Origin of the sequence: Mesorhizobium sp. C277A, assembly GCF_040324395.1 — a bacterium.
GTDB lineage: Bacteria > Pseudomonadota > Alphaproteobacteria > Rhizobiales > Rhizobiaceae > Mesorhizobium.
The window spans coordinates 1-11,954 of sequence record NZ_JAMYVW010000001.1; the positions used below are offsets into that span (position 1 = coordinate 1).

Annotated in this window: 13 protein-coding genes and 3 pseudogenes; 14 read left to right on the plus strand and 2 right to left on the minus strand. The window is 64.0% G+C overall.

Annotated features, from left to right (window positions below; all coding sequences use genetic code 11):
* The 13 genes and pseudogenes from NKK52_RS00005 to NKK52_RS00060 form a co-directional block, all read left to right on the plus strand.
* Positions 1-502, plus strand: a 502-nt coding sequence (locus NKK52_RS00005; RefSeq protein ID WP_352628053.1) for a hypothetical protein, incomplete at its 5' end; no start/stop codon positions are given.
* Positions 442-750 (plus strand): annotated as a pseudogene (locus tag NKK52_RS32170) (hypothetical protein); the annotation flags it as partial. The gene NKK52_RS00005 and the pseudogene NKK52_RS32170, both read left to right, overlap by 61 nt.
* 172 nt (positions 751-922) lie before the next feature.
* The gene (locus NKK52_RS00010) at positions 923-2,203 is read left to right on the plus strand and encodes a cadherin-like domain-containing protein (RefSeq protein WP_352628055.1); all 1,281 of its coding nucleotides are present in this window, start codon (positions 923-925) and stop codon (positions 2,201-2,203) included.
* Complete coding sequence (locus NKK52_RS00015) at positions 2,194-2,394, plus strand: hypothetical protein (RefSeq protein ID WP_352628057.1); 201 nt, start codon at positions 2,194-2,196, stop codon at positions 2,392-2,394. The genes NKK52_RS00010 and NKK52_RS00015 overlap by 10 nt, the downstream gene beginning before the upstream one ends.
* Before the next feature lie 114 nt (positions 2,395-2,508).
* Entirely contained in the window at positions 2,509-2,781 is a 273-nt protein-coding gene (locus NKK52_RS00020; RefSeq protein WP_352628059.1) for an Ig-like domain-containing protein, read from the plus strand.
* A gap of 173 nt (positions 2,782-2,954) precedes the next feature.
* Entirely contained in the window at positions 2,955-3,422 is a 468-nt protein-coding gene (locus tag NKK52_RS00025; RefSeq protein ID WP_352628061.1) for a hypothetical protein, read from the plus strand.
* Complete coding sequence (locus NKK52_RS00030; RefSeq protein ID WP_352628063.1) at positions 3,392-3,790, plus strand: cadherin-like domain-containing protein; 399 nt, start codon at positions 3,392-3,394, stop codon at positions 3,788-3,790. Before NKK52_RS00025 ends, NKK52_RS00030 begins: the two co-directional genes overlap by 31 nt.
* Positions 3,791-3,962: 172 nt before the next feature.
* Entirely contained in the window at positions 3,963-4,676 is a 714-nt protein-coding gene (locus NKK52_RS00035) for a cadherin-like domain-containing protein (protein WP_352628065.1), read from the plus strand.
* 1,352 nt (positions 4,677-6,028) lie between these two features.
* The gene (locus NKK52_RS00040; RefSeq protein ID WP_352628067.1) at positions 6,029-6,661 is read left to right on the plus strand and encodes a VCBS domain-containing protein; all 633 of its coding nucleotides are present in this window, start codon (positions 6,029-6,031) and stop codon (positions 6,659-6,661) included.
* A gap of 126 nt (positions 6,662-6,787) precedes the next feature.
* On the plus strand, positions 6,788-7,333 hold the full coding sequence (locus NKK52_RS00045; protein ID WP_352628069.1) for a hypothetical protein: 546 nt from the start codon (positions 6,788-6,790) through the stop codon (positions 7,331-7,333).
* Entirely contained in the window at positions 7,258-8,475 is a 1,218-nt protein-coding gene (locus tag NKK52_RS00050; RefSeq protein WP_502902975.1) for a hypothetical protein, read from the plus strand. The genes NKK52_RS00045 and NKK52_RS00050 overlap by 76 nt, the downstream gene beginning before the upstream one ends.
* Before the next feature lie 271 nt (positions 8,476-8,746).
* The gene (locus tag NKK52_RS00055; protein ID WP_352628073.1) at positions 8,747-9,760 is read left to right on the plus strand and encodes an SPM autocatalytic domain-containing protein; all 1,014 of its coding nucleotides are present in this window, start codon (positions 8,747-8,749) and stop codon (positions 9,758-9,760) included.
* A 26-nt stretch (positions 9,761-9,786) separates the two neighbouring features.
* Complete coding sequence (locus NKK52_RS00060; protein WP_023673611.1) at positions 9,787-10,155, plus strand: hypothetical protein; 369 nt, start codon at positions 9,787-9,789, stop codon at positions 10,153-10,155.
* A gap of 508 nt (positions 10,156-10,663) precedes the next feature.
* Here NKK52_RS00060 and NKK52_RS00065 read toward each other — a convergent pair.
* Together NKK52_RS00065 and NKK52_RS00070 are read right to left on the minus strand one after the other, a co-directional pair.
* Positions 10,664-11,094: pseudogene (locus NKK52_RS00065) on the minus strand (L,D-transpeptidase).
* Positions 11,095-11,339: 245 nt separating this feature from the next.
* Positions 11,340-11,547 (minus strand): annotated as a pseudogene (locus NKK52_RS00070) (ParB N-terminal domain-containing protein); the annotation flags it as partial.
* Positions 11,548-11,729: 182 nt separating this feature from the next.
* Here NKK52_RS00070 and NKK52_RS00075 point away from each other — a divergent pair.
* Positions 11,730-11,834 carry a twin-arginine translocase TatA/TatE family subunit gene (locus tag NKK52_RS00075; protein ID WP_352628075.1) on the plus strand — a complete coding sequence of 35 codons (105 nt, stop codon included), beginning with the start codon at positions 11,730-11,732 and terminating at the stop codon, positions 11,832-11,834.
* Positions 11,835-11,954: the final 120 nt, after the last annotated feature.

Genomic DNA, 11,954 nt, shown 5'->3' on the forward strand with positions numbered 1-11,954 from the left:
TGTCTACAATCCGGCCACCGGCGCCGGCACGATCAGCTATTCCTACACGCTCGTCGACAACACAACCGGCGACAACACCACCGCCAGCTTCGCAGTCGTCGTCACCGACACTGACGGCGACAGCGCACCGGCCGGCAACCTGGTCATCAACATCATCGACGACGTGCCGACGGCGCATGCCGATACCGACAGTGTAGCCTCCAACCAGTTCACGGCCGAGGCCGGCAACGTGCTGACGGCGGTGGGCACCACCTCGCCGGTGACCGGCATCGATGTCCTGGGTGCAGACGGCGCAGCGGTGGTTGGCGTCCAGGCCGGCGACACCAATGCCGACTTCACCGGCTCGCTCGGCGTGCAGATCCAGGGCACCTACGGCAAGCTGACGCTTACGCCGACGGCTCCTACTCCTATGTACGCGATGCCGGCTCGCAGGGCGGCCACGACGACGTCTTCACCTACACCATCAAGGATGGCGACGGCGACACCTCGCACACCACGCTGATCATCTCGATCGGCGACTCGACGCCGACCGACAGCATTCCGGCGCCGGGCCTTGCCTCGACCACCGTCTATGAGGCCGGCCTTCCGGCACGCGGCGGCGAGTCCGCGGGCTCGAACGCTGCCGCCAACTCGGAGACCACCTCGGGCACCATCGGCTTCACTTCGCCGGACGGCGTGTCGGTAGTCTCGCTCGGCGGCCATGTGCTGACCGGCGCGCGCAGACCTTCACCGACGCCACCGGCTCGCTGACGGCAAGCTATGTCTACAATCCGGCCACCGGCGCCGGCACGATCAGCTATTCCTACACGCTCGTCGACAACACACCGGCGACAACACCACCGCCAGCTTCGCAGTCGTCGTCACCGACACTGACGGCGACAGCGCACCGGCCGGCAACCTGGTCATCAACATCATCGACGACGTGCCGACGGCGCATGCCGATACCGACAGTGTAGCCTCCAACCAGTTCACGGCCGAGGCCGGCAACGTGCTGACGGCGGTGGGCACCACCTCGCCGGTGACCGGCATCGTCCTGGGTGCAGACGGCGCAGCGGTGGTTGGCGTCCAGGCCGGCGACACCAATGCCGACTTCACCGGCTCGCTCGGCGTGCAGATCCAGGGCACCTACGGCAAGCTGACGCTTAACGCCGACGGCTCCTACTCCTATGTACGCGATGCCGGCTCGCAGGGCGGCCACGACGACGTCTTCACCTACACCATCAAGGATGGCGACGGCGACACCTCGCACACCACGCTGACCATCTCGATCGGCGACTCGACGCCGACCGACAGCATTCCGGCGCCGGGCCTTGCCTCGACCACCGTCTATGAGGCCGGCCTTCCGGCACGCGGCGGCGAGTCCGCGGGCTCGAACGCTGCCGCCAACTCGGAGACCACCTCGGGCACCATCGGCTTCACTTCGCCGGACGGCGTGTCGGTAGTCTCGCTCGGCGGCCATGTGCTGACCGGCGCCGCGCAGACCTTCACCGACGCCACCGGCTCGCTGACGGCAAGCTATGTCTACAATCCGGCCACCGGCGCCGGCACGATCAGCTATTCCTACACGCTCGTCGACAACACCACCGGCGACAACACCACCGCCAGCTTCGCAGTCGTCGTCACCGACACTGACGGCGACAGCGCACCGGCCGGCAACCTGGTCATCAACATCATCGACGACGTGCCGACGGCGCATGCCGATACCGACAGTGTAGCCTCCAACCAGTTCACGGCCGAGGCCGGCAACGTGCTGACGGCGGTGGGCACCACCTCGCCGGTGACCGGCATCGATGTCCTGGGTGCAGACGGCGCAGCGGTGGTTGGCGTCCAGGCCGGCGACACCAATGCCGACTTCACCGGCTCGCTCGGCGTGCAGATCCAGGGCACCTACGGCAAGCTGACGCTTAACGCCGACGGCTCCTACTCCTATGTACGCGATGCCGGCTCGCAGGGCGGCCACGACGACGTCTTCACCTACACCATCAAGGATGGCGACGGCGACACCTCGCACACCACGCTGACCATCTCGATCGGCGACTCGACGCCGACCGACAGCATTCCGGCGCCGGGCCTTGCCTCGACCACCGTCTATGAGGCCGGCCTTCCGGCACGCGGCGGCGAGTCCGCGGGCTCGAACGCTGCCGCCAACTCGGAGACCACCTCGGCACCATCGGCTTCACTTCGCCGGACGGCGTGTCGGTAGTCTCGCTCGGCGGCCATGTGCTGACCGGCGCCGCGCAGACCTTCACCGACGCCACCGGCTCGCTGACGGCAAGCTATGTCTACAATCCGGCCACCGGCGCCGGCACGATCAGCTATTCCTACACGCTCGTCGACAACACCACCGGCGACAACACCACCGCCCAGCTTCGCAGTCGTCGTCACCGACACTGACGGCGACAGCGCACCGGCCGGCAACCTGGTCATCAACATCATCGACGACGTGCCGACGGCGCATGCCGATACCGACAGTTAGCCTCCAACCAGTTCACGGCCGAGGCCGGCAACGTGCTGACGGCGGTGGGCACCACCTCGCCGGTGACCGGCATCGATGTCCTGGGTGCAGACGGCGCAGCGGTGGTTGGCGTCCAGGCCGGCGACACCAATGCCGACTTCACCGGCTCGCTCGGCGTGCAGATCCAGGGCACCTACGGCAAGCTGACGCTTAACGCCGACGGCTCCTACTCCTATGTACGCGATGCCGGCTCGCAGGGCGGCCACGACGACGTCTTCACCTACACCATCAAGGATGGCGACGGGACACCTCGCACACCACGCTGACCATCTCGATCGGCGACTCGACGCCGACCGACAGCATTCCGGCGCCGGGCCTTGCCTCGACCACCGTCTATGAGGCCGGCCTTCCGGCACGCGGCGGCGAGTCCGCGGGCTCGAACGCTGCCGCCAACTCGGAGACCACCTCGGGCACCATCGGCTTCACTTCGCCGGACGGCGTGTCGGTAGTCTCGCTCGGCGGCCATGTGCTGACCGGCGCCGCGCAGACCTTCACCGACGCCACCGGCTCGCTGACGGCAAGCTATGTCTACAATCCGGCCACCGGCGCCGGCACGATCAGCTATTCCTACACGCTCGTCGACAACACCACCGGCGACAACACCACCGCCAGCTTCGCAGTCGTCGTCACCGACACTGACGGCGACAGCGCACCGGCCGGCAACCTGGTCATCAACATCATCGACGACGTGCCGACGGCGCATGCCGATACCGACAGTGTAGCCTCCAACCAGTTCACGGCCGAGGCCGGCAACGTGCTGACGGCGGTGGGCACCACCTCGCCGGTGACCGGCATCGATGTCCTGGGTGCAGACGGCGCAGCGGTGGTTGCGTCCAGGCCGGCGACACCAATGCCGACTTCACCGGCTCGCTCGGCGTGCAGATCCAGGGCACCTACGGCAAGCTGACGCTTAACGCCGACGGCTCCTACTCCTATGTACGCGATGCCGGCTCGCAGGGCGGCCACGACGACGTCTTCACCTACACCATCAAGGATGGCGACGGCGACACCTCGCACACCACGCTGATCATCTCGATCGGCGACTCGACGCCGACCGACAGCATTCCGGCGCCGGGCCTTGCCTCGACCACCGTCTATGAGGCCGGCCTTCCGGCACGCGGCGGCGAGTCCGCGGGCTCGAACGCTGCCGCCAACTCGGAGACCACCTCGGGCACCATCGGCTTCACTTCGCCGGACGGCGTGTCGGTAGTCTCGCTCGGCGGCCATGTGCTGACCGGCGCCGCGCAGACCTTCACCGACGCCACGGCTCGCTGACGGCAAGCTATGTCTACATCCGGCCACCGGCGCCGGCACGATCAGCTATTCCTACACGCTCGTCGACAACACCACCGGCGACAACACCACCGCCAGCTTCGCAGTCGTCGTCACCGACACTGACGGCGACAGCGCACCGGCCGGCAACCTGGTCATCAACATCATCGACGACGTGCCGACGGCGCATGCCGATACCGACAGTGTAGCCTCCAACCAGTTCACGGCCGAGGCCGGCAACGTGCTGACGGCGGTGGGCACCACCTCGCCGGTGACCGGCATCGATGTCCTGGGTGCAGACGGCGCAGCGGTGGTTGGCGTCCAGGCCGGCGACACCAATGCCGACTTCACCGGCTCGCTCGGCGTGCAGATCCAGGGCACCTACGGCAAGCTGACGCTTAACGCCGACGGCTCCTACTCCTATGTACGCGATGCCGGCTCGCAGGGCGGCCACGACGACGTCTTCACCTACACCATCAAGGATGGCGACGGCGACACCTCGCACACCACGCTGACCATCTCGATCGGCGACTCGACGCCGACCGACAGCATTCCGGCGCCGGGCCTTGCCTCGACCACCGTCTATGAGGCCGGCCTTCCGGCACGCCGGCGGCGAGTCCGCGGGCTCGAACGCTGCCGCCAACTCGGAGACCACCTCGGGCACCATCGGCTTCACTTCGCCGGACGGCGTGTCGGTAGTCTCGCTCGGCGGCCATGTGCTGACCGGCGCCGCGCAGACCTTCACCGACGCCACCGGCTCGCTGACGGCAAGCTATGTCTACAATCCGGCCACCGGCGCCGGCACGATCAGCTATTCCTACACGCTCGTCGACAACACCACCGGCGACAACACCACCGCCAGCTTCGCAGTCGTCGTCACCGACACTGACGGCGACAGCGCACCGGCCGGCAACCTGGTCATCAACATCATCGACGACGTGCCGACGGCGCATGCCGATACCGACAGTGTAGCCTCCAACCAGTTCACGGCCGAGGCCGGCAACGTGCTGACGGCGGTGGGCACCACCTCGCCGGTGACCGGCATCGATGTCCTGGGTGCAGACGGCGCAGCGGTGGTTGGCGTCCAGGCCGGCGACACCAATGCCGACTTCACCGGCTCGCTCGGCGTGCAGATCCAGGGCACCTACGGCAAGCTGACGCTTAACGCCGACGGCTCCTACTCCTATGTACGCGATGCCGGCTCGCAGGGCGGCCACGACGACGTCTTCACCTACACCATCAAGGATGGCGACGGCGACACCTCGCACACCACGCTGATCATCTCGATCGGCGACTCGACGCCGACCGACAGCATTCCGGCGCCGGGCCTTGCCTCGACCACCGTCTATGAGGCCGGCCTTCCGGCACGCGGCGGCGAGTCCGCGGGCTCGAACGCTGCCGCCAACTCGGAGACCACCTCGGGCACCATCGGCTTCACTTCGCCGGACGGCGTGTCGGTAGTCTCGCTCGGCGGCCATGTGCTGACCGGCGCCGCGCAGACCTTCACCGACGCCACCGGCTCGCTGACGGCAAGCTATGTCTACAATCCGGCCACCGGCGCCGGCACGATCAGCTATTCCTACACGCTCGTCGACAACACCACCGGCGACAACACCACCGCCAGCTTCGCAGTCGTCGTCACCGACACTGACGGCGACAGCGCACCGGCCGGCAACCTGGTCATCAACATCATCGACGACGTGCCGACGGCGCATGCCGATACCGACAGTGTAGCCTCCAACCAGTTCACGGCCGAGGCCGGCAACGTGCTGACGGCGGTGGGCACCACCTCGCCGGTGACCGGCATCGATGTCCTGGGTGCAGACGGCGCAGCGGTGGTTGGCGTCCAGGCCGGCGACACCAATGCCGACTTCACCGGCTCGCTCGGCGTGCAGATCCAGGGCACCTACGGCAAGCTGACGCTTAACGCCGACGGCTCCTACTCCTATGTACGCGATGCCGGCTCGCAGGGCGGCCACGACGACGTCTTCACCTACACCATCAAGGATGGCGACGGCGACACCTCGCACACCACGCTGACCATCTCGATCGGCGACTCGACGCCGACCGACAGCATTCCGGCGCCGGGCCTTGCCTCGACCACCGTCTATGAGGCCGGCCTTCCGGCACGCGGCGGCGAGTCCGCGGGCTCGAACGCTGCCGCCAACTCGGAGACCACCTCGGGCACCATCGGCTTCACTTCGCCGGACGGCGTGTCGGTAGTCTCGCTCGGCCGGCCATGTGCTGACCGGCGCCGCGCAGACCTTCACCGACGCCACCGGCTCGCTGACGGCAAGCTATGTCTACAATCCGGCCACCGGCGCCGGCACGATCAGCTATTCCTACACGCTCGTCGACAACACCACCGGCGACAACACCACCGCCAGCTTCGCAGTCGTCGTCACCGACACTGACGGCGACAGCGCACCGGCCGGCAACCTGGTCATCAACATCATCGACGACGTGCCGACGGCGCATGCCGATACCGACAGTGTAGCCTCCAACCAGTTCACGGCCGAGGCCGGCAACGTGCTGACGGCGGTGGGCACCACCTCGCCGGTGACCGGCATCGATGTCCTGGGTGCAGACGGCGCAGCGGTGGTTGGCGTCCAGGCCGGCGACACCAATGCCGACTTCACCGGCTCGCTCGGCGTGCAGATCCAGGGCACCTACGGCAAGCTGACGCTTAACGCCGACGGCTCCTACTCCTATGTACGCGATGCCGGCTCGCAGGCGGCCACGACGACGTCTTCACCTACACCATCAAGGATGGCGACGGCGACACTCGCACACCACGCTGACCATCTCGATCGGCGACTCGACGCCGACCGACAGCATTCCGGCGCCGGGCCTTGCCTCGACCACCGTCTATGAGGCCGGCCTTCCGGCACGCGGCGGCGAGTCCGCGGGCTCGAACGCTGCCGCCAACTCGGAGACCACCTCGGGCACCATCGGCTTCACTTCGCCGGACGGCGTGTCGGTAGTCTCGCTCGCGGCCATGTGCTGACCGGCGCCGCGCAGACCTTCACCGACGCCACCGGCTCGCTGACGGCAAGCTATGTCTACAATCCGGCCACCGGCGCCGGCACGATCAGCTATTCCTACACGCTCGTCGACAACACCACCGGCGACAACACCACCGCCAGCTTCGCAGTCGTCGTCACCGACACTGACGGCGACAGCGCACCGGCCGGCAACCTGGTCATCAACATCATCGACGACGTGCCGACGGCGCATGCCGATACCGGCAATGTCAACGAGGGCGCTTTGCTCACCGTATTGGCGGCGGCAGGCGTGCTCGTCAATGACGTCGCCGGCGCCGACGGGGCCACGATCGATGGCGTACGGGCGGCGGGCGGCAACACCACGACAGCAGTATCGGGTGGCGTCAACACCGACATTGTGGGCCTGCACGGCACGCTCACCTCAACGTCGACGGCTCCTACACCTACCAGTCGACGGCTCACAGCATTAACGCGAACACCACGGACGTGTTCGTCTACACAATCAAGGACGGCGACGGCGACTTCTCGACGACGACATTGACCATCAACCTGACGGACATCAACGATGCACCGGTTGTTGCCAGCACCCAGAACTGGATGTCGAGCGACCCGGGGCAGCAGACCCTTGGCACGCCGACTTATCCCAATGGATATCCGCTGCTGGTCTCGATCCCGACGGATGCGGATGGCGACAACCTGATCGTCACCGCAACAGGGACGATCCCGACTGGGGTGTTCTACTACAACGGCGTGACCTATGTCGCCCTGACAACCGGCACCGTGCTCTACAATCCGTCCGGTGGCATCAACCTGCTGGGTAACCTGGTCTACACACCAACCGCCACGGTAACCGATACTGTCAACACCAACCTTACGCTGAATGTCTTCGATGGCACCGCCACGACTGTCCAGACTGTCGGCATCCACGAAGTGCCCCCGACCAGTCTGCCCAGCGACACTGCTCAGGTGGGCAATGGCAGCAGCCCTCTTACCTCGGGAAATGATCAGGTCACGACCCTGGCCCTGTCACAAGCCACGGTAAATGCTATAATCGCCGATCCTCATAGCGCGACTCTAGTAGTCTATACCGACTTTCAAGAGTCGCCCTTCGTAACGCCGATACCTGTAGCGGAGCGAAATCCCGGCGTGTTCGGAGACAGCAGTGCGGGATCGCATCGCGAACAGGAAGTCCAGGTCGAGATAGTCATAGGCACCAACCATTTCGCAGTTGTCGAAGACGATCTGACCGCCGGAACATTCGAACAGAGCTGGTTCTACGATCCGGCCACCGGCCTGATGAAGGCAACTGTCGACTACGACCATATCTTCCTTCTGGACGGCAGCGGCAACGCCACCTCCACGACGCTTGCCAGCTATTTGATCGCACACCCACCTACAGCCGGCGACTCATGGACGCTGTCTTACTTCGACAATAGTGGTGGCAATTACCAGGCGCGCTCGGTCAGCTTCTCCTTCTTCTCGCATGATCCGGGCGATCCCGGCATCACGGTGAATGGCGACGCCACATTGGCCGACCAGATCTATGGTACGTCCGGTGTCGATCATCTGTCCGGTGGCGGTGGAAACGACATCATTATCGGACGGGGCGGCAACGATTTCCTGACGGGCGGCGCCGGCGCCGACACCTTCCTGATCGGACTGGGGATTCGACACCCGTTATAGGCGGAACCGGCAATGCCGGGACGATCACCGGCTATGACATCATCACTGACTTCGTCGCCGGGACCGACAAGTTGGCCCTGCCAGGGACTCTGGTGGCCGCCACCGCCGGCCTTGTCGACGGAGCAGGAGACTCCGTATTGACGATCGGCGGAGATACAGTGGAATCTCATTCGGTCACCAACGGCATCGCCAGTTCTTCGGAACAGATGCCGGCGGCTCGCCGTTGGCTATCACCTCAACCGCAGCTCTCGCGGCGGCTGTCCAATATCTCATGGGCACAGACATCGGAAACGCCGGTGCGACGCTCGCATTCACGGCAACCATCTCGGGCGTAAATCATACGTTCGTCTATACCCAGACAACCACCAATGCCGGCGTAGGAGCACTGGTCGATCTCCAGAACGTCACGGTAGCGAACCTGAACACCCTGATCGGCGGATCGGTCGATCCGATTATCCTGGATCTGAACCATGATGGCTTCGCCTTCTCCGACGTCAGCCATGGCGTCCAGTTTGACATCAATGGTGACGGAACCAAAGACCAAATTGCCTGGAACACCTCGAACGACGGCATGCTGGCGATCGACCTCAACCATAACGGCAAGATCGATGATGGCACCGAGCTGTTTACGCCGAGTTTCGGCGGCGGCCATTTCGCCAGCGGCGCGGCGGCACTTGCATCGCTCGACAGCAATCATGACGGCGTCATCGATCAATACGACGATGCCTTCAGCAGCCTGCTGATCTGGAAGGACGCCAACGCCAACGGCATCAGTGACTCTGGGGAATTGTCACACCTTGCTGATAACGGTATTATTTCGATCAGCACGACAACGACCTCCGCTGTCGGCGAAATCGATGGGCAGGCCGTGGCAAGCAACGGCACCTTCCAGATGGCCGACGGCACGACCGGCAACTATATCGAGGTCGAACTCAACACCTCACTTGTTGCGCCCGTGGAAACGTCCGTTGCCTCCGATGGCACAAGGACCTTCACCATCGGCTCGCTCGAGGTAGCCGACCTGATCGCAGACTTCCACGATGGCGACCAGCTTGATCTTTCCTCGTTGCTCAAAGGCTTGGCTGGCGTCACCGATCTCGTAGGCGGCGGCTTCGTGGAGATCGCGCAGTCCTCGGCCAATGCCGAGGTCAAGGTCGACACCGACGGCGGCGGCGACAACTATCATACGGTCGCCGTGCTGGAGAACTACACATTCCACAGCGCCGCCGATGCGGTCAAAATACTCTACGATGACAGCCACGGCACCAAGACGGACGTGGTCTAAGGGGCGAAAGGGACGGGGTGAGGAGCATGAACAGAGTTTTGCGAGTGGCTTTCGGAGCCGGGCTGCTGTCGATATGCGCGACAGGACTTCAGGCCGCCGACATTATCGAAGGGCCGGTGGCCGACTATTGCCGGACCGTCGGCACGTCGAATTTGGTATTGAACGACAACATCGTCGATCTCAAGACCGAGGTGGTGAAGCTCATGGACGAGTCGGTGGCCGTCGCCAACAGCTCGGAATGGATCAATTCGTCCCGCCCCGCCTTCATCTGGGCGTCGGAAGCCAAGGTCGCCTGCGGCATGGCCTATGGTTATCTCAAGACGAACTACAAGGACGAAGACACCCTCAACAAGTGCGAGTGCTTCCACGACCGCATGGTCGAGTACATGAACTGACCGGAAGGGATCAAGTCGCGCCGACAGGCTGACGATGACAGCCCACGGGAGATTGTCGAGAGCGATTGCTGGAGCGATCGTACTGGCCATTTCTGCCCCTGAAGCCCGTGTCAATTGGCTGGAACGACCTGCCCTTGAGCCACACGCTTTATCCGGGTCAACGCGGCCGGTTCGCTGTCATGCAGTTCGGGAACTTTTCGCACGGGCAATTGTTCGAAACGGATGACTACTAGCTGATCTTGGCCCACCACAACCGGTGGATTCCAACGCCGTCGGCTTAGTCCGGACGCCTGACCCAACCCATTCGTGCCCCGACTGCGGGTAAGCCGTCGTGCGGATTGAGCGCGCCTGGTGCGCGGAAAGCCGCAATATGGCCGACGAACTGCAGCACGCATCATCAACGGCCCCGGCGTGATCTCCGTGAAGTCGTTGACCATCTCGCGGGCGAGAGCCAGCCAAAGGCGGGCACGGCCGCTTGCCGTGGGTGTCTTTTCGTCGGCGCCGAGCCTCAGTCGGTGACGACGATCCGCGTGTTGCCGAAGCCAACTTCCCGCACCATTGAATAGAAGGTCGCGGCATTGGCGGTGTGCAAGCGGACACAGCCATGCGACGCCGGGCGTCCAAGGTATCTCACCGCGCCGGTGCCATGAATGGCATAGCCGCCGCGGAAGAATACCGAATAAGGCATAGGCGACATGTCGTATTTGCGCGAATACCACATCCGCGCTGTCCGTTGCGGCCGATAGGCGCCGCGCGGGTGATGTAACCCTTGCGGGCGGTGGATACGCTCCATCGGTAAAGCACTTGACCATAGCGGCTGACAGTCATGGTCTGCGAAGATACATCAATGGTGGCGACCAGGCCCGCGGCGTTGCCTTCGACAGACGTGCCGAACAGCATCGCAGCAAGTGCTACCGCCATGAGAACAACTCTGTTCATGAGATCAAGCCCCTTTTATGCCCTTTGCCTGACTGCCATCGCGCGGTTTCTTCATCTTTAGCGGCAGGTGAGTGGCGTAACACACAGTCTTTGACGAAATCGCCAATCTAAAGCAGCGGATTTGAACGATTCCCGTCATAGCTGCCGCGACGACACGCACAATCGATATAGGCGGCAGGCTTGCACAACCACCCCGTCCACTGCTCAAATCGTCGGATGAACGAACAACACCTGAAGCTGGTTACCTCGCGCGTGATATTCTCATCGAGGCTGATTCGTGCGGATCGTTCACGGTGTCGATGACACAGCGGATCGGTTCGGTCATCTTGATCTGCTTGCGTTTTTACGCGAAGCAACTGCTCGACCCTGCGGCCTTCGCCAGATGCTGACTAAATGGAAGCCGGTTTCCGCACTTTCGCCGTCAAGCTCCGGCTTCACCACAAGGTTTTGCAGGGGTTGACGGCGGTCCACATGGCCCGAAATATGAACGGCAATCGCGCGGCCTCATGGTGGAATGGCCCATGCGAGCGGTTTGATGACCGGGCTTGGCGGTGTCGATCGAGGCGTTCAACCGGATCGTCGCAAAACCGCGGAGAGATTGTCGCTACCGGCGATGTGCGCGAGAGTCCGAACCGATGTTCGGATTTGGCATCACCCACCTGGTGGTCATCTTTGTGGTGGCGCTGGTTGTTTTCGGGCCAGAGGAGCTTCCAAAAGTCATGCGATCGCCAGGGCGATGATGAAGACATTCAATCGGATCGCTGGTGATTTCGGAAGTTTACAGTGACGATGCGGATGCCCTCAGCCTGGTCCGAGCGCTCCATCCTGCAATCATCTTCGCGCCTACGCCGCGGTGGTAT

What these genes read in the sequence shown, in the direction of transcription:
- NKK52_RS00075 (WP_352628075.1), top strand. Translation starts at nt 11,730, where the DNA reads ATGTTCGGATTTGGCATCACCCACCTGGTGGTCATCTTTGTGGTGGCG.
- NKK52_RS00055 (WP_352628073.1), top strand. Translation starts at nt 8,747, where the DNA reads ATGGGCACAGACATCGGAAACGCCGGTGCGACGCTCGCATTCACGGCA.
- NKK52_RS00060 (WP_023673611.1), top strand. Translation starts at nt 9,787, where the DNA reads ATGAACAGAGTTTTGCGAGTGGCTTTCGGAGCCGGGCTGCTGTCGATA.